Origin of the sequence: Dyadobacter crusticola DSM 16708 (assembly GCF_000701505.1) — a bacterium.
GTDB classification, from domain to species: domain Bacteria; phylum Bacteroidota; class Bacteroidia; order Cytophagales; family Spirosomataceae; genus Dyadobacter; species Dyadobacter crusticola.
The window spans coordinates 161098-187113 of the sequence record NZ_JNJB01000008.1 but is presented as its reverse complement, the minus strand read 5'-3'; the positions used below and the strand labels follow the sequence as shown (position 1 = coordinate 187113).

At 47.0% G+C, this 26016-nt stretch carries 16 protein-coding genes; 15 read left to right on the top strand and 1 reads right to left on the bottom strand.

Annotated features, from left to right (window positions below; genetic code table 11):
• Nucleotides 1-168 precede the first annotated feature (168 nt).
• The 8 genes from rpoB (at nucleotide 169) to Q369_RS0113370 (ending at nucleotide 15319) form a co-directional block, all read left to right on the top strand.
• On the top strand, nucleotides 169-4035 hold the full coding sequence (rpoB, locus tag Q369_RS0113405; RefSeq protein WP_031528318.1) for a DNA-directed RNA polymerase subunit beta: 3867 nt from the start codon (nucleotides 169-171) through the stop codon (nucleotides 4033-4035).
• Nucleotides 4036-4112: 77 nt separating this feature from the next.
• Nucleotides 4113-8435: a DNA-directed RNA polymerase subunit beta' gene (rpoC, locus tag Q369_RS0113400; RefSeq protein WP_031528317.1), complete on the top strand. Its 4323-nt coding sequence runs from the start codon at nucleotides 4113-4115 to the stop codon at nucleotides 8433-8435.
• Between the two features lie 122 nt (nucleotides 8436-8557).
• Nucleotides 8558-8884 (top strand): DUF3467 domain-containing protein, encoded by a 327-nt coding sequence (locus tag Q369_RS0113395; protein ID WP_031528316.1) that lies wholly within the window; start codon nucleotides 8558-8560, stop codon nucleotides 8882-8884.
• 106 nt (nucleotides 8885-8990) lie between these two features.
• Nucleotides 8991-9458 (top strand): (2Fe-2S)-binding protein, encoded by a 468-nt coding sequence (locus Q369_RS0113390; protein ID WP_031528315.1) that lies wholly within the window; start codon nucleotides 8991-8993, stop codon nucleotides 9456-9458.
• Complete coding sequence (locus tag Q369_RS0113385; RefSeq protein ID WP_031528314.1) at nucleotides 9455-11599, top strand: xanthine dehydrogenase family protein molybdopterin-binding subunit; 2145 nt, start codon at nucleotides 9455-9457, stop codon at nucleotides 11597-11599. The genes Q369_RS0113390 and Q369_RS0113385 overlap by 4 nt, the downstream gene beginning before the upstream one ends.
• A gap of 168 nt (nucleotides 11600-11767) precedes the next feature.
• A complete protein-coding gene (locus Q369_RS0113380) occupies nucleotides 11768-12694 on the top strand; it encodes a hypothetical protein (protein WP_310588996.1) in 927 nt (308 codons plus the stop codon).
• A 44-nt stretch (nucleotides 12695-12738) separates the two neighbouring features.
• A complete protein-coding gene (locus tag Q369_RS0113375) occupies nucleotides 12739-14679 on the top strand; it encodes a KUP/HAK/KT family potassium transporter (RefSeq protein WP_031528312.1) in 1941 nt (646 codons plus the stop codon).
• Between the two features lie 265 nt (nucleotides 14680-14944).
• Nucleotides 14945-15319, top strand: coding sequence for a hypothetical protein (locus tag Q369_RS0113370; protein ID WP_031528311.1), 375 nt, complete (start codon nucleotides 14945-14947; stop codon nucleotides 15317-15319).
• A gap of 86 nt (nucleotides 15320-15405) precedes the next feature.
• On the opposite strand, the gene Q369_RS0113365 is transcribed toward Q369_RS0113370, so the two are convergent.
• Nucleotides 15406-15648, bottom strand: a complete 243-nt coding sequence (locus Q369_RS0113365; protein WP_051664060.1) for a hypothetical protein — start codon at nucleotides 15646-15648, stop codon at nucleotides 15406-15408.
• A 219-nt stretch (nucleotides 15649-15867) separates the two neighbouring features.
• Here Q369_RS0113365 and Q369_RS0113360 point away from each other — a divergent pair, with 219 nt between their 5' ends.
• The 7 genes from Q369_RS0113360 (at nucleotide 15868) to Q369_RS0113330 (ending at nucleotide 26001) form a co-directional block, all read left to right on the top strand.
• Entirely contained in the window at nucleotides 15868-16170 is a 303-nt protein-coding gene (locus tag Q369_RS0113360; protein WP_031528309.1) for a hypothetical protein, read from the top strand.
• 99 nt (nucleotides 16171-16269) lie between these two features.
• On the top strand, nucleotides 16270-17490 hold the full coding sequence (locus Q369_RS0113355; RefSeq protein WP_031528308.1) for a Tm-1-like ATP-binding domain-containing protein: 1221 nt from the start codon (nucleotides 16270-16272) through the stop codon (nucleotides 17488-17490).
• Between the two features lie 37 nt (nucleotides 17491-17527).
• A complete protein-coding gene (locus tag Q369_RS0113350) occupies nucleotides 17528-18388 on the top strand; it encodes a phosphoenolpyruvate hydrolase family protein (protein WP_031528307.1) in 861 nt (286 codons plus the stop codon).
• Nucleotides 18389-18524: 136 nt separating this feature from the next.
• Nucleotides 18525-19145, top strand: coding sequence for an RNA polymerase sigma factor (locus tag Q369_RS0113345; RefSeq protein WP_035333434.1), 621 nt, complete (start codon nucleotides 18525-18527; stop codon nucleotides 19143-19145).
• A gap of 92 nt (nucleotides 19146-19237) precedes the next feature.
• On the top strand, nucleotides 19238-20359 hold the full coding sequence (locus Q369_RS0113340; RefSeq protein WP_031528305.1) for a FecR family protein: 1122 nt from the start codon (nucleotides 19238-19240) through the stop codon (nucleotides 20357-20359).
• Between the two features lie 217 nt (nucleotides 20360-20576).
• Nucleotides 20577-24077 (top strand): TonB-dependent receptor, encoded by a 3501-nt coding sequence (locus Q369_RS0113335; RefSeq protein ID WP_229206831.1) that lies wholly within the window; start codon nucleotides 20577-20579, stop codon nucleotides 24075-24077.
• Between the two features lie 16 nt (nucleotides 24078-24093).
• Nucleotides 24094-26001: a RagB/SusD family nutrient uptake outer membrane protein gene (locus Q369_RS0113330; protein WP_031528303.1), complete on the top strand. Its 1908-nt coding sequence runs from the start codon at nucleotides 24094-24096 to the stop codon at nucleotides 25999-26001.
• The last annotated feature ends 15 nt before the right edge of the window (nucleotides 26002-26016 follow it).

The window sequence follows — 26016 nt, the reverse complement described above, 5'->3', positions numbered from 1 at the left end:
CTTCTTCGATAATTCGCCCGAAACACTTCTTTACTCGTAGAAAAGACAGAAAAGGGGCCATTATCTATTCTCTACGAGGCATTAGATTAGGTTTAAAACTAATTAATACCATACTCGACACGCAGTTCGGCGTACTGGTTTTTCTTCTAACCCAAATCAAACATAGCCTTGGCTACAATTAAAGCAACAACACCTAGAAAGAACTTCTCAAGGATTAATCAGATTATTGATTATCCGGATCTGCTAGGAATCCAGGTACAATCGTTCCGGGATTTTTTCAGTTTGGATACATCAGTGGAAGATCGTTCAGGAGAAGGATTGTACAAAGTTTTCGCAGAAAACTTTCCGATTGCGGATTCACGCGACAACTTCGTTTTGGAGTTCATTGATTATCTTCTTGAACCACCAAAATATTCAGTTGATGAATCTATCGATCGCGGACTTACCTACGCAGTTCCGCTGAAAGCGAAGCTTCGTCTGATCTGTAATGACGCTGATCATGAAGAATTTGAAACCATTGAACAGGAGGTTTTCTTAGGAAACATTCCTTATATGACCGAAAGAGGTTCATTCGTAATCAATGGTGCTGAGCGTGTAATCGTCTCTCAGCTTCACCGCTCGCCAGGCGTGTTCTTCTCGATGAGTAAGCACACAAATGGTTCTAAATTATATTCTGCACGTATTATTCCGTTCAAAGGATCGTGGATTGAATTCTCGACCGACGTGAATAATGTGATGTATGCTTACATCGATCGTAAGAAGAAGTTTCCTGTTACTACTCTTTTGAGAGCAATTGGATTCGGATCTGATAAAGACATTCTGGACCTGTTTGGATTGTCGGAAGAAATCAGCGCTACTCCTGCTAACCTCAAGAAAGCAGTGGGCCGCCGCTTGGCAGCGCGGGTTCTTCGTACCTGGACTGAGGATTTCGTGGATGAAGATACTGGTGAAGTAGTTTCTATTCAGCGTAATGAAGTTTTGCTGGAACGGGACTCTACTATTTCTGCTGATGATATCGATGTGATCACCGAGTCAGGTCAGAAGTCAGTTATTCTTCATAAGGAAGATATGAATGTGGCGGATTATAATATCATTTATAATACCCTGCAAAAAGATAGCTCAAACTCCGATAAAGAGGCAGTTGAGCAGATCTATCGCCAATTGCGTAATGCTGAGGCACCGGACGAACAAACAGCAAGGGACGTTATCCAGAGCTTGTTCTTCAGTGATAAACGTTATGACTTAGGTGATGTTGGTCGTTACCGTATTAACAAAAAGTTAGGTTCTGATACAAGTCTGGACGTTCGCGTTCTGACAACCGGAGACATCGTCTCTATCGTGAAGTACCTAATTGGTTTGATCAATGCAAAAGCGGTTGTCGATGATATTGACCACCTTTCGAACCGTCGTGTAAGGACTGTGGGCGAGCAGCTTTATGCTCAGTTCGGAGTTGGTTTGGCGCGTATGGCGCGTACTATTAAGGAACGTATGAACGTACGTGACAATGAAGATTTCAAGCCTGTTGATTTGATCAATGCGCGGACCCTTTCTTCTGTTATCAATTCCTTCTTTGGTACCAACCAGTTGTCTCAATTCATGGATCAAACGAATCCATTGGCTGAGATTACCCACAAGCGTCGTATGTCTGCACTTGGACCTGGTGGTCTTTCTCGTGAAAGAGCTGGTTTCGAGGTGCGTGACGTTCACTACACGCACTATGGTCGTCTTTGTACCATTGAAACTCCGGAAGGACCAAATATCGGTTTGATTTCTTCACTTTGCGTATTCGCGAAAGTGAACGGAATGGGCTTTATCGAAACACCTTATCGCGTTATTGATGGCGCAGGTAAGCTGACAGATGAGCTTATATATATGACTGCCGAAGAAGAGGATTCTAAATATATCGCGCAGGCAAATGCGTCTGTCGATAAAGAAGGGAACTTTACGGTAGAAAAAATTAAGACCCGTTTTGAAGGCGACTTCCCGATGGTAGATCCTTCTCAGGCATCTTACATGGACGTTGCTGCGAACCAGATTGTATCTGTTGCCGCTTCGCTGATTCCATTCCTTGAACACGATGATGCAAACCGTGCCTTGATGGGATCCAACATGCAGCGCCAGGGTGTTCCTTTACTTCGCCCACAAGCGCCTATCGTAGGAACCGGTTTAGAGAAACGTGTTGCAATGGATTCGCGCGCATTGGTTGTTGCAGAAGGCGACGGTGTGATTGAATTTGTTGATGCTAAGAAAATCGTAGTTAAATACGATAGAACAGATGAAGATCGTCTGGTTAGCTTCATAGAAGACAGCGTTTCCTATGACCTTGTGAAATTCCGTCGTACCAACCAGGATACCTGCCTTAACCTTCAACCAATGGTTCTGAAAGGCCAGAAAGTGAAGAAAGGTGAGGCACTTTGCCAGGGATATGGTACGGAAGGTGGTGAACTTGCATTAGGACGTAACCTTTTGGTTGCATTCATGCCTTGGCAAGGATACAACTTCGAGGATGCGATCGTGATTTCCGAAAAAGTTGTCCGTGACGACATTTTCACCTCGATCCACATTGAAGAATTCGAGCTTGAAGTTCGGGATACGAAACGTGGTGAAGAGGAATTAACAGCTGAAATTCCAAACGTAAGTGAGGAGACTGTTAAGAATTTGGACGAAAATGGTATCGTCCAGGTTGGTACTGAGGTTAAAGAAGGTGATATCCTGATCGGTAAAATTACTCCCAAGGGAGAATCTGACCCTACTCCGGAAGAAAAATTGCTTCGTGCGATCTTCGGTGATAAGGCTGGTGATGTGAAAGATGCTTCTAAGAAGGCGCCGCCATCAATGAAAGGTGTGGTTATTGATACCAAACTTTTCTCCCGCCCTACCAAAGAAGAGCGTGCTAAACATAAAGACGAGCTGCGCCTTTTGATGAAAAAGTATAGCCGTGACCTGACTGCATTACGCAGCCGGATTATCGACAAGCTTGTTCAATTGACAGACGGTAAAACTACTCAGGGTGTTAAGCACAAATTCGGAGATGAGCTGATCAGCAAAGGAATGAAGTTTAATGTGAGAAATATCTCTGAGAACTTGTTCCCAGCCAACAACCCATATCGTGATGAGAGCCAATACGCGGTTCCTGAGGAAGTGAACCTGATTGGTGATGTATTGACAGACTCATGGACGGAAGATCCGGATACAAATCGCCAGATCTCTCTTGTTTTGAAAAACTATCTCAATGCAAGAAGTGAAATCATGGGACGCTTCAAACGCGATCGTTTTGCGCTTGAAGTTGGTGATGAATTACCAGCCGGTATCGTGAAACTTGCAAAAGTATATATCGCGAAGAAACGTAAGCTGAAAGTTGGAGATAAAATGGCTGGTCGCCACGGTAACAAGGGGGTTGTTGCCCGTATCGTTCGTGACGAAGATATGCCATTCCTTGAAGACGGAACGCCAGTTGATATCGTGTTGAACCCGCTGGGGGTACCTTCACGTATGAACATCGGTCAGATTTACGAAACCATTCTTGCATGGGCAGGTCTGAAATTGGGTCGTCGCTATGCAACGCCTATTTTCGACGGCGCAACAGAAGCAGAGGTAGCAGCGGAACTGAAAGAAGCCGGGTTACCAGATTGGGGACGTACTTATCTGTACAATGGGTTGACGGGCGAGCAATTTGATCAGCCTGTAACTGTTGGTCTGATGTACATGATGAAACTTGGCCACTTGGTTGATGATAAGATGCACGCCCGTTCAATCGGACCGTACTCGCTTATCACACAGCAACCATTGGGTGGTAAAGCACAATTCGGAGGTCAGCGTTTTGGAGAGATGGAAGTGTGGGCTTTGGAAGCATTCGGTGCGTCACATATTCTTCAAGAGATCCTTACTGTGAAATCTGATGACGTGGTTGGCCGTGCAAAAGCTTATGAAGCAATCGTGAAAGGTGAGAACCTTCCAAAACCAAATATTCCGGAGTCATTCAACGTACTTGTTCACGAGCTTCGCGGACTAGCATTGGAGATTACACTGGACTAATTTCTAGTCGTGGCGCCGAAAGGCGCCATCAATGGAATCAGATTAGTTTTTGACTAACAGACAAACGACTTTTTATTATGTCTTTCAAAAAGAACAAAAAATTAAATAGTGACTTTTCCAGAATGACCATCAGTCTGGCGTCACCGGAGTCTATCCTAGAAAGCTCTTTCGGTGAAGTTACCCAGCCTGAAACCATCAACTACCGGACTTACAAGCCGGAAATGGGTGGGTTGTTCTGTGAGCGTATTTTCGGGCCTGTGAAGGACTGGGAATGTCACTGCGGAAAATATAAACGCATTCGCTACAAAGGCATTATTTGCGATCGTTGCGGTGTGGAGGTGACTGAGAAAAAAGTACGTCGTGAGCGTATGGGACACATCGAGCTGGTTGTTCCTGTTGCGCACATTTGGTACTTCCGCTCATTGCCAAACAAAATCGGTTACCTGCTTGGACTTTCTACCAAGAAGCTTGACCAGATCATTTACTACGAGCGATATGCAGTTGTTCAGCCGGGTGTCAAAGAAGAAGATGGCGTAGGATATCTTGACTTCCTTACCGAAGACGAGTACCTCGATATCATCGACAAACTGCCTCGCGAAAATCAATTGCTTCCAGATACAGATCCCAATAAATTCATTGCGAAAATGGGAGCTGATGCATTGGAAATGCTTTTGAGCCGCATTAAGCTGGACGAGCTATCCTACGAGCTACGCCACCAGGCTGCAACCGACACTTCGCAGCAACGTAAAGCGGAAGCTTTAAAACGTCTGAAAGTGGTTGAAGCTTTCCGTGATGCAAATACCCGCATCGAAAACCGCCCTGAATGGATGGTGATTAAAATGGTACCGGTTATTCCACCAGAATTGCGTCCATTGGTACCTCTTGATGGTGGCCGTTTCGCAACTTCGGATTTGAATGACCTTTATCGTCGTGTGATTATCCGGAACAACCGTCTGAAACGTCTGATCGAGATCAAAGCGCCGGAAGTAATCTTGCGTAACGAAAAGAGGATGTTGCAGGAAGCGGTTGACTCGCTTTTCGATAACAGCCGTAAGGTGAATGCAGTACGTTCAGAAGGTAACCGTGCATTGAAATCACTTTCAGATATGCTGAAAGGAAAGCAAGGCCGTTTCCGTCAGAACTTGCTTGGTAAGCGTGTCGATTATTCTGGTCGTTCGGTAATCGTAGTAGGTCCTGAATTGAAACTGCACGAATGCGGTTTGCCAAAAGATATGGCGGCAGAATTATTCAAGCCATTTATTATCCGTAAGCTGATCGAGCGGGGAATTGTTAAGACTGTAAAATCAGCGAAGAAGATCGTAGACCGCAAGGATCCTGTGATCTGGGATATTTTGGAAAACGTTTTGAAAGGACACCCTGTTCTGCTTAACCGAGCTCCAACATTGCACCGCTTGGGTATCCAGGCATTCCAACCTAAGCTGATCGAAGGAAAAGCGATCCAGTTGCACCCATTGGTTTGTACGGCATTCAACGCTGACTTTGACGGTGACCAGATGGCGGTACACGTACCACTTGGTCAGGAAGCTGTTTTGGAAGCATCTATGCTGATGTTGTCATCGCACAACATTTTGAACCCTGCAAACGGAGCTCCCATTACTGTACCTTCTCAGGACATGGTTTTGGGTCTGTATTATGTAACGAAAGGGCGCGTAAGCACACCGGAATATCCGATTATCGGCGAAGGCAAAATTTTCTACGGTCCTGATGAAGTTATCATTGCGATCAACGAAGGCAAGCTTTCGAAGCATGCAAATATTAAATGCCGCGTAAGTGTTCGTAATGACGACGGAACTTTCGAGGTTAAATTGATCGATACAGTTGCTGGCCGCTTATTGTTCAACCAGGCAGTTCCTGCTGAAGTTGGCTACATCAATGAACTGTTGACTAAGAAGAAATTGCAACAAATTATTGGTCTGGTATTCAAACAAGCTGGTGTGGCACGTACAGCTCAATTCCTGGATGAAATCAAAGAACTTGGTTTCCAAATGGCCTTCAAAGGCGGTTTGTCAATGGGATTGGACGACGTAATGGTTCCGGAAGAAAAGGAAAAGCTCATCGAGCAGGCCAAAGCGGATGTTGAAAACGTTTGGAACAACTACCTGATGGGTCTTATCACCGAGAACGAACGTTACAACCAGGTTATTGATATCTGGACGCGTGTTAACTCCCGCATTACTGAGACTTTGATGAAGCAGCTGGAAACAGACAAAGGCGGATTCAACTCTATCTATATGATGATGCACTCAGGTGCACGTGGTTCGCGCGAGCAGATCCGTCAGCTGGGTGGAATGAGGGGTTTGATGGCGAAACCGCAGAAAAACATTGCTGGTGGTGCCGGTGAAATCATCGAAAACCCAATCCTTTCAAACTTTAAAGAAGGTTTGGACGTACTCGAATACTTTATCTCAACCCACGGTGCGCGTAAAGGTCTTGCCGATACAGCCTTGAAAACTGCGGATGCAGGTTACCTGACTCGTCGTTTGCATGACGTTGCACAAGATGTGGTTGTTGTTGAGGAAGACTGCGGATCACTTCGTGGTATCGCAATCTCTGCTCTGAAAGACAACGAAGATATTGTTGAGCCACTTTCCGAGCGTATTTTGGGCCGTGTAAGTGTTCATGATGTATTTGATCCGCTTTCTAATGAGATGATCCTAGCTTCCGGCCAGGAAATCACTGAGGAAATTGCTTCCTATATCGACGAAACCAGCATTGAAACTGTTGAGATCCGCTCGGTACTGACTTGCGAAACGCGCAATGGAGTATGTGCGAAATGCTACGGACGTTCTCTGGCTTCGGCGCACATGGTGAATATCGGTGAAGCTGTGGGTGTAATTGCATCACAGTCAATCGGTGAGCCAGGTACGCAGCTGACACTTCGTACATTCCACGTCGGTGGTACTGCTTCCAACATTTCTGTTGAAGCAAATATCAAGGCGAAATTTGACGGTGTGATTGGTTTTGAAGATTTGCGTCTTGTACAGTCTGTTAACTCAGAAGGTGACGAAGTAACAGTAGTGATGGGACGTTCAGGTGAAGTTAAAATTACTAACCCTGAAACCGGCCAACTGCTGATCTCCAACAACGTACCTTACGGTGCGCACCTGCTGGTAAAAGACGGTGAGAAGGTTTCCAAAGGACAAGAACTTTGTACATGGGATCCATATCACGCGGTAATCCTTTCTGAATTCACGGGAGCAGTTTCTTTCGATGCAATTGAGGAAGGTATCACATACCGTGAAGAATTTGATGAGCAAACAGGCTTCCAGGAGTCAGTGATCATTGAAACACGTGATAAAACTAAAAACCCGGCGATCGTGGTAAAAGGTAAGTCTACGTTGTTGAAAGATCAGACTGAAAAAGGCTATAACCTTCCTGTTGGAGCGCGTTTGGTTGTAAAAGCCGGAACGCAGATCAAAGCGGGACAACCGCTTGCTAAAATACCTCGCGTGGTTGGTAAGACCCGCGACATTACCGGTGGTCTTCCACGTGTAACCGAGCTTTTCGAAGCACGTAACCCATCTAACCCTGCTACCGTTTCAGAAATCGACGGTGTGGTATCTTATGGTGGCGTTAAGCGCGGTAACCGTGAAATTCACATCGAATCAAAGGACGGAACGCAGCGTCGTTACATGGTAGCACTTTCGAAACACATTCTGGTTCAGGATGGTGACTTCGTAAGAGCTGGTGACCCGCTTTCTGATGGTGCAATTACGCCTGCGGACATCCTTTCTATCAAAGGACCGACCGCGGTTCAGGAGTACCTTGTGAATGAAATCCAGGAAGTATACCGTCTGCAAGGTGTGAAGATCAACGATAAGCATATCGAATGTATCGTGCGCCAGATGATGCAGAAAGTAGAAATTCTGGATGCAGGTGATACAAACTTCCTCGAAATGCAGGCTGTTGACCGTGTTCTTTTCCGTGAAGAAAATGACAAGATCCTTGACCTGAAAGTAGTGGAAGACGCTGGTAGCTCCGAGACTTTGAAACCTGGTATGATCGTTTCAGTTCGCCGTTTGCGTGATGAAAATTCAAGCTTGAAACGTCGCGATCTTAAACTGGTTGTTGCTCGTGATGCGCAGGCAGCTGTGGCGAAACCAACTTTGATGGGTATCACACAAGCTTCTCTGGGTACTGAAAGCTTCGTTTCTGCGGCATCATTCCAGGAAACAACCAAGGTACTGAGCGAAGCAGCTGTTCGTGGAAAACGCGATGAACTGAAAGGCCTGAAGGAGAACGTGATCGTAGGTCACCTGATCCCGGCTGGTACTGGTATGCGTCAATACGAAAGCCTGATCGTTGGATCCAAGGAAGAGTTCGATGCATTGACCGATTCTCGTGACAGACAGTCACGTAAGAAAAAAGAATTGGCATAGTATATTAAAACAAGTAAAAGGCCGGCTCGCAGTAATGTGAGCCGGCTTTTTTGCTTTTGGTGCTGCAATTTTTTAGTAATTTCCGTGATCCATTTTAGCTCCGGCTATATCCAAATCAACCAATGAAAGAAGAAAAGGAAAGCGAACAACAAATCAATGTAGAATTGTCTGAGGAAATGGCTGAGGGTGTTTACTCGAATCTGGCCATGATAGCACATTCAAACAGCGAATTTATTCTGGATTTTATCCGGCTGATGCCAGGTGTGCCACGTGCAAAAGTCAAAGCGCGGATCATTGTCACACCTGAACACGCCAAGCGTTTGATTGCCGCATTGAAAGATAATATACAGAAGTACGAAGACCAGTACGGTCCGATCCCAAGCTCTCAGGACAATGATCCTTCGTTCAACTTTCCGATCAGCTTCGGAGGCCCGGGCGGCGAAGCATAAATTTCGTCGCCAGATAAAATGCTACTATCCAGCATCTTTTTGAGATTTTTTGTAATTTCGGAAAGTTCTCTGCTCAGCGAACATCGTAAGATTCAACCTATTCACCATGGCTTTATTCAAACTTTCAATTAACAACCGCACTGTCGACGCGGATGTGGAGCAGGATACTCCGCTTCTGTGGGTGCTGCGGGACAATCTCGGACTAGTCGGTACAAAATACGGCTGTGGTATCGCACAATGCGGTGCATGTACGGTGCATTTGGACGGAAAAGCCGTCAGGTCTTGCGTACTGCCAGTATCAGCAGTGGGGAAGTCCAAAGTGACAACTATCGAAGGCCTCTCTGAAAAAGGCGATCACCCGGTTCAGAAAGCCTGGGATGAAGTGGATGTGGCGCAGTGCGGCTATTGCCAGGCTGGCCAGATTATGACAGCAGCGGCTCTTTTGAAGGCAAAGCCAAAGCCAACTGACGAAGAAATTGTAGCAACGATGAGCGGCAATTTGTGCCGTTGCGGTACTTACCACCGCATTAAAGAAGCAGTGAAAGTAGCAGCCTCTAAATCCAATCAACCATGAAGACACTAGATCAGACTTCCAGGCGTGACTTTATGAAAGTCGCAGCTGCGGCAGGTGGCGGACTGTTCCTTGGATTTAGCTGGTCCAACTCCAATGCACTTCCCGTTGTTGTTGACGCGAAGTCCATTGCTGCCGGAACAATTAATTTCAATGCATACCTGTCAATTGGCACTGATAACATTATCACCATTGTTTCGCCAAATCCAGAAATCGGACAGGGGATCAAAACCGCTTTTCCAATGGTAGTAGCCGAAGAGCTCGATGCCGACTGGAAGCAGGTAAAAACGGTACAGGGAAATTTAGATACCAACATTTTCGAAAGGCAACTCACAGGAGGAAGCGGCGCGGTACCGCATTCGTGGGAAAGGCTGCGTAAAGCCGGGGCAACTGCCAGGTATATGCTAGTGGAAGCAGCTGCATCCACATGGAAAGTCCCCGCTGCGGAATGCACAACTGACGATGGAAAAGTAATACATAAAGCATCCGGCAAATCGTTGACCTACGGTCAGCTTGCGGAAGCGGCCTCCAAGCTTGAAGCACCTAAGGAGGTCAAACTAAAAGATGAAAAAAGCTTCAAACTGATCGGGAAATCAATCAGGAATGTCGATAACGGAGACATAGCTACTGGTAAGCCGCTTTTCGGACTTGATTTCTACCGTGAAGGAATGCTGTTTGCATTGGTTCAACGTCCCAAAGCTTTTGGATTAAAATTGAAATCCGTCAATGCAGACGCTGCCAAGGCGATGCCGGGGATAGTTGATGTGGTCACATTTGAAAACAGCGTTGCGGTGGTGGGTAAATCTACCTGGCAGGTGAAAAAGGCGCGGGAAGCTTTGAAAATCGAGTACGAAAAAGGTGCCGACCTGGAAAGCTCTGCTGATCACAACCGCATTTTCTCACAGCTAATGGACAATGGAGAAGCTACTGTCCGGAGAAAAAACGGGGATGTGGAAGCTGCATTCAAAGGTGCTGCGAAAGTAATTAAGGCGGAGTACCAATGCCCGTTCCTGCCTCACAGCCCACTCGAACCTATGAATTTCTTTGCGCACGTGCGGGAGGATGGCGTAGAGCTGGTCGGACCAACCCAAACACCCGACCGTGCCCGCGCAGAGGTAGCAAAACTCACAGGTATCGCACCGGAAAAGATATCAGTTGAAATTACACGCCAGGGCGGAGGTTTCGGAAGAAGGCTAGCAGCTGACTTCGTGCTCGAAGCAGCCCACGTTTCCAAGCTGGTAAAAGCGCCGGTGAAAGTGATCTGGACTCGCGAGGATGATATGACAGGCGGTATTTACCGCCCCGCAGTAAGATACCGGTTTGAAGCTGCATTAGACAAGAATGGCGAGATGATCGGATATAAGTTGCGCGGAGTAGGTATCAACTCCGGTAACCCGACCAGAGAAGATAATTTCCCTTCCGGGTCAGTGGATAACCTGCTCATTGATTCGGTTGAGCATAAATCGCCGATTACAACAGGTCCGTGGAGAGCTCCGATTACTAACTTCCTGGCTTATGCAGAACAATCTTTTCTCGACGAAGTAGCCGAGGCTGCGGGCAAAGATCCCGTTGCATTCAGACTTGCGCTTCTTGAAAAAGCTAAGAAATCGCCCGCAGGAGAAGTGAAATATGATGTTGACAGGATGATTGGTGTTATAAAACTGGCAGCTGAAAAAAGTAACTGGGGCAAAAAGAAAGGAATTCATCAGGGTTTCAGCGTCTATTTCTCGCACCGGTCCTACGTGGCGCAGGTAGGCGAAGTAGTAGTTGAAAAAGGCAAGCCTGTTCTCAAAAATGTGATTGCTGCTGTGGACTGCGGTATCGTGATCAACAAAAGCGGCTCACTGCAGCAGGTACGGGGGGGCGTAGTCGACGGTCTGGGTCACGCGATGTATGGAAACATGACTTTCAAGGAAGGCACGCCGGATCAGAGCAATTTTAATGGTTTCAGGCTGATCCGCATGAATGAAATCCCGGAAGTGGAAGTTCATTTTGTTGAGAATGGAATATCGCCGACAGGCCTGGGTGAACCTGCATTACCACCAACCGGAGGCGCAGTAGCCAATGCGTTTTACAAAGCAACCAAGCAGCGCCTGAGAAATCAGCCGTTTATTAACGAAGAAGCTTTTAAAGGAATATCATAAGATTGTTAACGATTATTTGAAAAGACAGTAAGAAGAAATGTAACATTGCATTTCTATCTTACTGTCTTTTTTTACGACCGCATTTTCCTCAAATACCCACCAATCAAGTATTGCCCGAATTCAATGAAAAATCATGTTCTAGTCTTAGCCGCATTCATTTGTATATGCGTGAGCGCTTTCAAAGTGGCGGATCATCCGGGTGCTGAAATATCAAATGGAATTATCCAAGCCAAACTATACCTGCCAGACAATGAAACGGGTTACTATCGCGGGAAGCGGTTTGACTGGGCCGGTGTAATCCCTAGTCTGGAATATAAAGGTCACTCCTACTTCGGCAAATGGAACCAGGCTCCTTATAATCCCGAGCTGCACGACGCCATTATGGGGCCAGTTGAAGAGTTCGTCGCATTGGATTTCGATGAGGTTAAGCCCGGGGATACTTTCGTGAAAATAGGCGTGGGCACATTGGTGAAGCCCGACGATAAAAAGTATGCTTTTGCTACAAACTATAAGCTTGAAAACGGAGGTAAATGGACAGTGAAGAAGGGAAAAGATCAGGTAGCATTTACCCATGAGCTGAAAGATAAATCCGGCTACGGATACATTTACACGAAAACCGTGCGCCTCGTACCTGGCAAACCGGAACTGGTGCTGGAACACAGCCTTAAAAACACCGGCACAAAGGCGATCGCTACAAGCACTTACAATCATAATTTTTTCATGATTGACAATGAGCGTTCCAATGAAAATATCCGGATCGTTTTCCCGTTTGATGTATCCGGTGAAGGCACCGGATTTGGCAGTATCATCAATGCAAATGGCAAGCAACTCACTTATGCGAGAGAAGTGAAGCCGGGTGATCAGGTATTCAGCAGCGGCTTGAAGGGATTTGGATCTTCGGCAAAAGACTATGATATCCGCATTGAAAATACGAAAAGCCGGGCCGGGGTAAGAATAACCTGTGACAAGCCACTTGAAAAGCTTGTTTACTGGGCTTGCCCTACCACTTCCTGTCCTGAGCCTTACATACGCATCGCCGCAGAGCCCGGTAAGGAGGTAAACTGGAAAGTCAACTACGAATTTTATACACTTTAAAATGTCTGAGGATTTTCGCAATCCTCATTTTTTTGTAAAAACCAATGGGTTCTCATAAGCATCTTGACAAAGCCTCTGCTGCGGGGTTACTGGTCGCATTAGGAATTATTTTCGGAGATATAGGCACTTCGCCTTTGTATGTAATGCAGGCGATTATCGGGACAAGCGCGATTTCCGACGAGGTGGTGTACGGGGCGGTTTCCTGTATTTTTTGGACACTTACTCTGCAAACGACCGTTAAGTACGTGATCCTGATTCTCCGGGCCGACAATAAAGGAGAAGGCGGGATTTTGGCGTTGTTTGCATTGGTGCGGAAAAATGCTTCCTGGCTGGCGGTTCCGGCGATTATCGGTGCAAGTACCTTGCTGGCTGATGGTATTATCACTCCTCCCATTTCCGTTTCGTCAGCCGTAGAAGGTTTGCGGATCCTGTATCCGGATATCCAAACTATTCCGATCGTTATCGGGATACTTACGTTGCTTTTTATCATTCAGATATTCGGTACTACCATTGTGGGCCGCGCATTTGGTCCGGTCATGCTGATCTGGTTTCTGATGCTGGCAGTACTCGGATTATCGCAGGTAATCGGCCATATGGAGATCCTCAAATCGCTCAATCCTTATTACGGTTACCAGCTCCTCGCCAATCATCCCGGTGGTTTCTGGATGTTGGGCGCGGTATTTCTTTGTACGACAGGTGCCGAAGCGCTTTACAGCGATCTTGGGCATTGCGGGCGCGGAAATATACGGATCAGCTGGATTTTTGTTAAAACCTGTTTGATCCTCAACTACTTCGGCCAGGGAGCCTGGCTTATCGTTCATTCCGGAGATTACCTGAACGGGCGCAAGCCATTTTTCGCGATTATGCCGGAGTGGTGGCTGCTGCCGGGTATCGCCATTGCGACTATGGCGACCATTATTGCCAGCCAGGCCTTGATCAGCGGATCATTTACATTGATTTCAGAAGCAATTCGTCTCAATTTCTGGCCAAAAGTTCGATTGATTTATCCAAGTGATCAGAAAGGACAATTGTACGTTCCAAGTGTGAACTGGCTTTTGTGGGCTGGCTGCGTAGGTATCGTGCTTTATTTCAAGGAATCGTCGCACATGGAAGCGGCTTACGGTCTGGCGATTACGCTAACAATGATCATGACGACGATCCTGATGTCCGTGTACCTTTATGTGCATAAAGTACAGAAATGGCTGCTTGCTGTATTCCTGGTCGTATATCTCGCTATCGAAGGCTCGTTCCTGGCGGCCAACCTGCTGAAATTTATGCATGGCGGCTGGGTATCGCTGTTGCTTGCCAGTGTGATCGCATTTGTAATTACAGTTTGGTTGAAAGCCTATTACATCAAACTCAGGTTGACTGAATTTGACAGTCTTGAAAAATACATTGCACCCCTACGGGAGCTCAGCAATGATATCAGCATTCCGAAGTATTCTACGCACCTGATTTTCATGTCCAATGCGTCGCATGAATCGGAGATTGAAACCAAGATTATTTACTCCATTTTCTACAAACGTCCGAAACGCGCCGATATCTACTGGTTTGTGCACGTGGAAACCACCGATGAGCCTTACACAATGGATTATCATGTCAACATCCTGGCCGAGGACGATGTGATCAAAGTTACGTTCCGTCTGGGTTTCAGGATTGAGCAGCGCATAAACCTCTTTTTCAGGAAAGTCGTAGAGGATATGGTGATGAATAAAGAGGTGGATATTACCAGCCGCTATGAATCTCTAAACAGGCAGAATATTACCGGCGATTTCAGGTTTGTTGTATTGGAACGATACCTCTCTCTCGAAAATAACCTGCCTTTTAGGGAAGAGCTGATTATGAAAATCTACTTCGCTATAAAAGGAATCACTACGTCGGAGGACAAATGGTTTGGGCTTGACAGCAGCTCAGTGAAAGTCGAAAAAGTACCACTGGTTTTAACACCTAGCGAGAAGATCAGAATGCGGCGGGTGTACAGCTAGAAGCGCGAAATATTTCTATATTATCTAAGGAATTCATTCTTTTAGTACCAGCCTATTACTGGGTATTACAATGCGCAACTTGTGGATAAGTGCCTTAACAACAGTTTAGTAAGCAAATGTTACATATGTAGGGATAATGACGCTTGGTAGTTTTAGGTTAATGTAAAATTGAAATACGTATATATAGAATAGCTGTATAATCTTCGCTGGAATGCTTTTGTTAGTTAGAATAGTATCACTGTAACCAACTAAAAACCAGACAAAAATGAAAAAGATCATAACCATGACATTCGGCGCTTTGCTTGCGGCAGCAGGAATGGTAAGCGCCCAAACTACCACGACTCCGGGTACCTCGGTACCTCAGACAGTACCTACGCAGGACCCAACAACCACTACCCCGGCAACTGAAAAGAAAACGGATTTCAATTCTCCGCAGTCTCCGGTCAGACCAGCGAACATTCCCTCTGAGGATACACTGATCAAAGGACAATCCAGTTCAGGCGCAGTGATCAAAGACACCTTAATGCCGTCGTCGAACAAGAAAGAAGACCGGATGAACCGGAGAAAAAACAGGAAAGGAACTGCCGAAACGGGCGATACCACTTCAGCCAGCGGCTCGGGCGCAGCTATAAGGCCCTGATATTGCTTACAGCAAATGAAAAATCCCGGGAGCGATTCCGGGATTTCATTTTTTTAGGATACTGTGTCAGATGTCAATGCGGATCCTTAATCGTTCGGTGATGCCAGTTCCAGATCGTCCTGCCAAAAAGGTTGTGTAACTACAGTTTTATTCTCATTCACCCACGTACACCAGACTCTCCCGTTATAAACCGGCCTGTTAACCGGATTTGAATTATTCCCGTTTGCGTGCTGTAAGCTCTCCACAACCTGATATTCATCTATCCGCATTACCGTTGACCCATTCTTTTCCTTTACCCAATCGCCTTTCACAAATTTTAGCGTAACCATCAGTAGTTTATTTTATAACGTAGTATCACCAAACGTCAAATCCCGTGCCATGCTAAATGTCAATTTTTCCAGCCTGAAATGCTAATGAAGATAATTGGAATGTTCCTTGTAGAACTATTTCAATAATCAACTATTTAAGATAAACCGGGAAGGTGTTTTGCTCGTATATACATTAACATGTACATCATCTATTTTATTTTGATTTAATCTACCTCACTCATGAAAAATCGTAAACGTGCCGTGATGTCGCTTAACAGCGACAGTTTCAAGCATTACCTCCTCCTTAGCTATGTAAATAACTCCGTCGACCCCAAATGGAAGCAGCTTACTTTCGTTGCACAGGACAAGATTAGCGCCGAAGTCTGGTTGCAACTGTACAATCACGCGAAAGCGGATGTGGAAAGTCAGGGCGGGGGCCTGACAGGCTACGAAGTAATAGATGAACGCGTTGTGAAGCATGAAAAGATCAAAACAGACTACTGGCCTGCCAACTGGATGTGGGTAATTTCAAAACAGAGCTGATCAAAAAAGAAATTTTTTTGAGGTATTTCAAAAGGGTGGACTCACTTCCGCCTTTCTTTGTTTTGGCACAGACTTATCTGGCGCGACCAGCAACATTTCATGACTGACAAATCCATTTTAATCATTGGTTGTTTCGACACCAAGGGTGAAGCTTTTTCTTTCCTCAGAGAATGCATTACGAATCTGGGTGAAACTGTAATCACGATCGACACTGGCGTGCTCGCTGCATTGCCCGGTTTTCCAGTTGATTTTACAGCTGCCCAGGTCGCCGCAGAAGTGGGATCCAGCGTTGAGGAGCTACGTACAAAACGTGACCGTGGCTACGCAATGGATGTAATGGGCCGGGGCGCAGCGCGGATCGTGCGCCAATTGGTTGCAAGCGGAAGGATCAAAGGAGCGATCGGAATGGGCGGTGGCGGCGGTACTTACATTGCATTGTCAGCAATGCAGGAAATTCCGCTTGGTATCCCCAAGTTGTGCCTCAGTACCCTGGCAACCAAAGACCTTACCCGGCAGATCGGTCATAAAGATATCACACTGATGCCGTCGATTGTCGATGTGGCAGGTTTGAACAGCATTCTCCGCCTGCTGATTACCCAGGCAGCAGGCGCTATTTGCGCCATGGCGGCCTCGGCGCAAGTGGGCGGGGTTAGTGCCCGGGGAAGTATCGCCGTGAGTATGTTTGGGAATACAACCCCGTGCGTCGACCAATGTACCGCGCTACTCCGGCAGAAAGGTTACGAAGTGCTCGCTTTCCATGCCAATGGGGTGGGAGGAAAAGCAATGGAAGCTTTGATCCGGGAAGGCTGTTTTGAAGCTGTGCTTGACATTACGACCACCGAACTCGCAGATAACCTTTGTAGCGGAATATGCAGCGCAGGTCCGGGGCGGCTTACTGCTGCCGGCGAGCTGGGTATCCCGCAGATTGTAGTTCCGGGTTGCCTCGATATGGTAAATTTCGCACATTTGGACTCCGTTCCAGGAAAGTACCAGAGCAGAAAGCTGTACAGCTGGGCACCGGACGTCACGTTAATGCGGACCAATGCAGAAGAAAACGTGCTTTTAGGAAAGGAGATAGCTGAGAAGATCAATGCGGCCGTTGGTCCGGTGCAATTTGTATTCCCATTGAAAGGTATCTCACAGTTGGATAGTGCAGGAGGCATTTTTCATGATCCGGAAGCAGATCTTGTTTTGCTCGAATCCGTGGAAAAGCATATCAGATCAAAAGAAAGGATTGTGAAGTGCGATATGCATATCAATGATGCTGCATTTGCCGAACTGTTGGTCGCCCGGCTTTTGTCCCTGCTCAAACAAAACTAGCATACCGATTTTCATTTTTATAACTCATTAATATATTATGCCAAATCCGTGGACAGGTAAGGGAAATCCTTACACCAAACAGGAGGTCAACGAGCGCTTGCGGGCCACTGTCAACCAGAAGAAAGCCATTATTGCAGCTGGTGCCGGTACCGGGATCAGCGCAAAATTCATTGAAAAAGGTGGCGCCGATCTGATTATCATCTATAATTCAGGCCGGTTCAGAATGGCTGGCCACGGCTCTACTGCCGGGTTAATGGCGTACGGTGACGCCAATGCAGTAGCGATGGAGATCGGCGAATTTGAGGTGCTGCCCGTAGTGGAAGAAGTACCGGTCATTTGCGGCGTGCACGGGTCTGATCCGAGGCGAAGAATGTGGCACCATTTGCTGAAAGTAAAAGAAATGGGATTTTCCGGCGTCAATAACTTTCCAACACATTCCATTGTCGACGGTCATTTCAGGCAAGTGCTGGAAGAAACGGGAATGGGTTTCGAGAAAGAAGTTGAAATGATCCGGCTTGCTACCAAAATGGATCTTTTTTCCATTGTTTATGTAGCCAAGCCCGAGGAAGCCAGACAAATGGCAGAAGCCGGCGCGGACGCGATTATCGCTCACGTGGGAACGACAGTCGGCGGGTCAATTGGTGTTGTCAATGCATCGGTTTCAATGGACCAGGCCATAGAAGCGACACAGGCGATCATGGAAGCTGGCAAAGAAGTGAATCCCGATTTGTTTTTCCTCGCGCACGGCGGACCAGTGAATACGCCCGACGATGTGAGGATAATCCTGGAAAAAACAGATGTTCACGGTTTTGTAGGCGCATCGTCCCTTGAAAGAATGGGCGTAGAGCAGTCACTTACCGATCTGACGCGGAATTTTAAATCACTTACCCTGCGGTAAACAGCCGCCAAACAGCAAATCCGGAAGCAGTATTTTCAATGCAGGCTTCCGGATTTTATTTATGTAAATAGATTGATAATAAATAGTATTTATAGTATAATTTCGTTGCCTTAAACTTTGTCTAAAAAAGAAAACGTTGGTCACAGAGAATACTTTTGGCAGGTGGGAAACCGAGCAGCAGCTCTGGCTCGCGCTCAGGCAAGGGGATGAACAGGCGTTTACGTTTATCTTCGAAAAGTATCACCGTACACTTTACAACTACGGCTGCAAGCTGACCACGCATACTGCCGTAACCGAAGACGCTATACAGGATATCTTTATAGATATCTGGCGTTTGAGGGCGAACCTGACCGAGCATATCTCTTCAATCAAATTTTATCTCTACCGGACATTGCGCCGCCGCATTCACCAGACGCTCGACAAGTATCCCGCTACTGAGGAAATTGCCGAGCTGAGTGAGCCGGATATCATGCCGCTTTCTTTCTCCGATTCTCAGACATTGCTCATCGAATCCGAATCAAACCTGATCCGTGCACAGCGTATCCGTGAGCTGCTTGCGCTGCTTCCCGAACGTCAGCTGGAAGCAATAACCCTCCGGTATTTCGACGAATTCAGCATTGAAGAGATCGGCCAGATTATGGGGGTGAATGAAAAGTCCGTGCGCAACTTCCTCTATAAAGCGCTGACTGCTTTCCGGCAGGCGCAAAACTCAATCATCAGCTTCCTGCTGATTATCTGCGCATTGCCTCTTTCTTGAAATTTTTTGTAAAAATAATCTTATTTTAAAGAGGTCAAATCCGCACATCTCTGCTCTTTGTATTTGGAAGGCATTCAGTCTTTTTATCCAAAATGAAATACACCCCTTATTCTCTCACGGACCTGATCAGGCACGACGCGTTCATAGCCTGGGTTTTGAATCCGGATGCAGAGAGCGATTCGTACTGGAAAGGCTTTCTGGAACAATATCCTGAAAAGACGAAAACTGTCGAATCAGCGAGGGAGTATATCTATCTGCTGGCAGAGGATACCGGCAAAAGCAAACCGACAGAGGCGCAGAGCAGCAAGATGTGGAAGGTAGTGGAAGACAGTATGTACGTGGAGGAACCTGTCGCAAACCAGGATGAAAAGCCGGTGGTACAAACCTGGCGCTGGCTCAGGGTAGCAGCCTCTGTCGCATTGATCTGCGGGATAGGGGCGATGAGCTTCTGGTATCTCCTGCGGCCGGGAGAAATGATCTCTTTTGGAAAGCAAAAAGCTGCGCCTGTTGGTTGGGAAACAATTGAGGTAGTCAATGCATTGACAGAGAAACGCTTTGTGTTACTGCCCGACGGGAGCTCCGTAGTGCTGCATCCGGGTTCGCAGCTTAGTTACAATAGCAAACTGCAGACTGGCCAGAAGCGTGAAGTTACTTTGATAGGAAAAGGCTTTTTTGAAATAGTCAAAGACCCAGGAAAACCATTTCTGGTGTACTCGCGTGGCATTGTTACAAAGGTCTTAGGTACCAGTTTCAGTGTTGACGCAAGAGAAATAACAGGGCAGGTGAAAGTGGAAGTGAAAACGGGAAAGGTGACCGTTTTTCCGGTAAGTAACGGCGCCACCGAAACGGAAGTCAGCAATGCAGAAAAGAAGGGCTTCATTCTCTATCCCGATCAGCGCATTGCATTGACGGCCGGAAGCGGGAAGGTGCTCAAACTTGTTGAAACGCCCGTTAAGGAGCTGAATCAGCAGGATATTTCGTCACAGCTTTTTGTATTTGACGAAACCCCGGTGACCGAAGTTTTCAAATCGCTGGAAGCAGCTTATAATGTAAAGATCATTTATAATGTCGATGCGCTGGAAAAATGTCCGCTAACTGCCACTTTGGTCGGACAACCTTTCAGCAAGAAATTGGCTGTGATATGCAATGCCATTGATGCTACTTACGAGATCAATGGAGATCAGGTCAGGATCACGGGCAATGGGTGCAAGTAGCAAAATGAATGAGTATTGCCGGAATCAGTAAGTCACATCACTCAAACCTAACATGCAAATGACATAGAGCCATACTGTCGAAAAAAAAATCAGCCATGCTGCCACATGACTGATTCGGATTCCCGAAAGTAACGCTAATTACTCGCAGCCACAGCAAGTGGCCGCCCGGGAAGATATTGTTGAATAAATCGCCTTAACCAACAAATCAATCAAAAATATGGAAAAAGTTCGACGAACCGATGACCTGCTCATAACTCTTATGCGTATAACCGTCTTGCAATGTTTTCTGGTGTGCCTGTTTGCCGGAGTGTCGTGGGCTGTTGACGGCAGGGCACAATCGGCTCTCACTCAGAAAGTGACTCTTGATATTCAGAATCAGGATGTTAAAAAAGTTTTGAAGGAGCTTGAAAAGCAAACGAATATCAAGTTTGTATTCAGTTCCAGGCTAATCCAGTCTGACAGGAAAGCCACCATTAAGGTAAGTAACACACAGCTGGCTTCCGTGCTCGACCAGCTACTGAAACCGCTGCAGCTGAGCTACAAGGTAAGTGAAGATCTGATTGTGATCAAGCCGGACAAGACACCGGTGAAGGTGTCTGACGTGGGGCAGCCCGAAGTTGCTCCCGGCGCAGTTCAAGCTGTTGACCGGACACTCCGCGGGACAGTAAAAGACGAAGCGGGCGTTGCATTGCCCGGTGTCAGCATTGTTTTAAAAGGAACACAAACCGGAACATCTTCGGATGAAAAAGGTGCATTCTCACTTACTGTTCCGAATGGTGATGCTACCCTGGTCTTTTCATTTGTAGGCTTTCTTTCGCGTGAAATCATTGTAAATGAAGCGCAAACAGAAGTTGATGTTGCCTTGAAAGTGGACGATAAAGCATTGGAAGAGGTTGTTGTGGTCGGTTATGGTACCCAAAAGAAAGAGTCGCTGACCGGCGCCATTTCTACCGTGACCAGCAAGGATATCGAGCGTGTGCATGGTGGTTCAACTGTAAGCTCTGGTCTGGCTGGTAAAATTCCCGGCGTTACATTCCGTATGCCTGACGGCCGCCCGGGTGCGAGTGCCAATGTGCAGATCCGGAATATGGGTAACCCGCTCTTTGTAATCGATGGTATACAGCAGGATGCGGGTCAGTTCAATAACATTTCTCCTAATGATATCGAAAGCATTTCGGTGTTAAAGGATGCTTCTGCGGCTATTTACGGAGTTCGCGCGGCAAACGGGGTTGTGGTGGTAACTACCAAGCGCGGGAAGAACGGTACTAAAAATACGGTCAATATCGATGCTTATACCGGCTGGCAGAACTGGTCACGCTTCCCGAATGTGGTCAACGATTCATACCAATGGATGCTCGGACGCGCTGAGGCGGAAATGAACCAGTATGGTAAAACGTCCATCACACCCGCTGAGCTCGAAAAATACAGGGTAGGTACTGAGCCTGGCTATCAAACTTTCAACTGGAAAGATTTCATCGTCAAAAAGAATGCGCCGCTTTATTCATTAAACATGAATATGACCGGAGGTTCCGACAGGATCAGCTACTACATTTCTGCTACGCATTTGAAACAGTTTGCGGTTTTAGGACGGGAGTTTACATTCAAAAGAACCAACATCCAGAGCAATGTGGATGCAAAAATCACCGACCGGCTGAAACTTGGCGTGCAGATCAATGGACGTATCGAAAACCGCGATCAGCCTGGTATTCCGGGTGGCGACGATTACTGGCTGCCCCGTTTTGCAATCCTGAGAAACCGCCCCTTCGAGCGGCCTTACGCCAATGATAATCCAAATTATCTGAATGATATCAAGCACAACGAAACCAACTGGGCTTACAATAACAAAAAGCTTGGCGGCTACTGGACAGAATACTGGCGTGTTTTGCAAACCAACTTTACAGGAGAATACACCATTCCGGGTATCAAAGGTCTGGTAGCAAAAGGAATGTACTCCTACTACATCGCCGACCGCGTGATGAACGGACACGAATATACCTACGAAGCCTACACCTACAATCCGACCGAAGATACCTACACGGTAACGGGCGGTAGTACAAACCCATGGCGTGAGCGGGGTACCAGGAAAGTGATGCGGAATGTGTATCAGGGGCAATTAAATTATAACAACACTTTTGGCAAACATACAGTAGGCGCAACTTTCGTGGCGGAACGTCAGGAAGAGCAGGTACAGGATCAATGGGTACACGCAGTGCCGAAGACCAATGTACTCCCGCTGATCTACTTCCCGACGATGGATACCTACAACGATTCTGAATCAGAGCTTGCACGTATAGGGTATATCGGTAGGCTAAATTATGATTATGCAGGCAAGTATTACCTCGAACTTTCAGCCCGCCGCGATGCTTCCTGGAAGTTTGCTCCTGACCGCCGGGTTGGCACATTTCCGTCGGCTTCCGTGGGTTGGAGAATTACAGAAGAGAAGTTTGTCAAAGACCTGATCGGCACCCGCAGCATTTTGGATGATCTAAAATTCAGGGCATCTTACGGGATTTTGGGAGACGATAATATCCTTTTTAACAATGATCCAAACAATCCATTAAGTCCTTATGCGTACCTGCCGGGCTACAATTACAATCAGGGCAATGTGATCCTGAGCGGCAATGCGGTCGTTACTTCAAGGGATAAGGGCCAGATCATCAACAATATTTCGTGGTTTAAAAGCAAGATCACGGACATTGGCGCGGACTTTTCTTTGCTGGGAACGAAAGTGACTGGTTCGGTGGACTACTTTTACAGGCTCCGTACAGGATTGCTCGGACGTAAATACGACCTGCTCGTGCCCAGTGAGTTGGGCTACGCACTGCCGGAAGAAAACGTAAACAGTGACTCGCAGCAAGGCTGGGAGGGTGCATTGACATACAATGGAAAATCAGGCGATATCAACTACTCGATCGGCGGTAACGTGTCGTTTTCGAGAACCAAGTTTGTGTCTTCTTACAAGCCGATATTCAACAATGCACAGGATCAGTACCGGGCGTCGCGGGAGAATCGTTATGACAACATTTTCTGGGGATATGAGACAATCGGACAGTTCCAGTCGCAGCAGCAGATATCCGAATATCCTGTTAACATCGACGGGCAGGGAAACCGCACTTTGCTTCCGGGAGATCTGATTTACAAGGATGTAAATGGCGATAATGTGATCAACAACCTGGACGAGAGGCCGATTGGCTACACAACGAACGGTCAGCCTAATATCAACTTTGGCCTCAACCTGTCGGTAAGCTGGAAAGGATTCTCGCTCGCGGCCGACTTCTCAGGCGGCGGAATGTACACCTGGAACCAGAACTGGGAGCAGCGCTGGGCGTATCAGAATGACGGCGCACTCAACAGTATATTCCTCGATCGCTGGCACCGCAAAGATCCGTTCGATCTGAACAGTGAATGGATTCCGGGTAAGTATCCTGCATTGCGCTATAACGACGGCTCGCACAGCAACAACAACAGGAACTCTACTTTCTGGGTACACAATGTAAAATACATTCGTGCGCGCACATTGGAACTGGGTTATTCGCTGCCGAAATCCGTTTTGGAAAAGCTGAAAATGCAAAGAGCGCGCTTTTATATCAATGGATATAACCTGTTTTCAATCGATAACCTGAAAGAGTTTGGTGTGGACCCGGAAGTGGCTGACGAAAACGGACTTCAATATCCGCAAGCCAAGTTTGTGAATGTGGGTATCAATCTTTCTATCTAAAAACCGTCAGATTCAAATGAAAAGGAGATTTTATACATTACTGATCGCTGTTTTAATGCTGGGCTGGAGTTGCGACGACGACGCATTCCTGAACCGTCCGCCTACCAATATCCTGACCGACGAACAAATCTGGAATAGCGAAGAGCAGATACTCTCGGTACTGGGGGATTTGTACAATCGCTACGTCGACATTTCGACTTTCAAAACCCTCAACGATATTCCCGGCTGGATGACAGTTGGTGATTTCAATGAGGCATTCTGGTCGGAAGCAGGTCGCTACAATGCATTTCAGAATTCTGGCTGGGATGTTCGTTCCTGGGGAGCCTGGGATTATGGGTATATCCGGGAAATGAATCTGTTCATCCAAAAATGCGGTGCATCCGAAAAGCTGGACCCGGCTGTAAAAGCACGCTTCCTGGCAGAAGCCCGCTTCCTGCGCGCCTCGTACTATTTTGAGCTGGTAAAAAGAATGGGCGGCGTTCCATTGATCCTGGAACCACTTACCTATGATTTCAGCGGAGATCCGACTTACCTGCAGCGCCCACGCGCCAAAGAGTCAGAAATTTATGATTTTGTGATCGCAGAGGCAGAAGCGATTAAAGGAGATTTGCCTGCAAATGCATTGGAAAAATCAAGAGCTACTAAGGGTGCAGCGCTGGCAATGGAAACGCGGGCTGCGTTGTATGCTGCTTCCATCGCCAAATACGGGGTGAATACACCTTCGGTAATGCTGCCTGGCGGCGAAGTGGGCATTCCTGCTTCTATGGCGCAGGGATATTATACCAAAGCATTGGCCGCGGCGAAAGAGATCATCGCGGGCTCTGCAGGTAATTACGCACTGTATACCAAAAAGCCTGATCTGTCCGAGAATTTTGCAAGTATCTTTTACGACAAGGCTAATAACCCGGAGGTGATTTTTGTTGAAGACTACAAGCTGCAAAGTGGTAAGGTGCATTACTTCACAGGCTGGAACCAGCCGCGTTACGGCGCAGAGGAAGAGGAAGGCGGCCGCATTAATCCGTCGCTGAATTTTGTTGAAGCTTTTGAAAAGCTGGACAATACTTTTGCCCCGATCCCGACAACCAATGCAGCAGGTGCACCCATTTACTATGATAATCAGGTAGATATTTTTGCAGGGCGGGATGCCCGCCTTGCCGGTACTGTGATGCTGCCTGGTACTACTTTCAAGGGCAGAGCTGTGGATATCTGGGCTGGTTTTCAATTGGGGAATGGGACCATTGTAAGCGGCGACGACCGTGGTGCGCAAAAGACTTTACCAGGTAAAACAGTTCCTGAGCAGGTGGTAGGTTTCGACGGTCCTATCGATGGTTTCGAGTTTACTGCACAAACCGGCTTTTACCTTCGCAAATACCTCGATCCTGTTGTTGGCTCGGGCCAGCGCGGGGTGAACAGTGAGGTTTGGCTGGTAAGATACCGTTACGCAGAAGTGCTCCTGAATGCAGCTGAGGCAGCATTTGAGCTGGGACAGACAGCCACCGCCGCCGAGTACATGAATATGGTACGCGCCCGCGCCGGTTTGACCACTCCGCTAAAAGCGTCGGAAATCAACTTCGACCGCATTGCGCACGAGCGGCGCGTAGAGCTGGCATTTGAAGGACATTACCTTTATGACATGAAAAGATGGCGCATTGCCCACCTGATCATGGATGGAAATGCGATAACAACTGCCGACCTATCCAAAGACCTGGGTAAGGCTACCAAGCGCAACACCCAGCCTTACGGACTCTGGCCTTACAAAATCTACAACCCCGGCTCGCCGACCAACGGGAAGTGGATTTATAAAGTAACCCGTTTGAGCCGCGTAACAGGCGCAGACAGGTTTCAGCTAGGGAATTATTATTCCTACATCAGTGACGATGTGATCAACAACAATCCCAAAATCGTCCGCAATCCTAATCATTAAGGCATTTTAAAATAT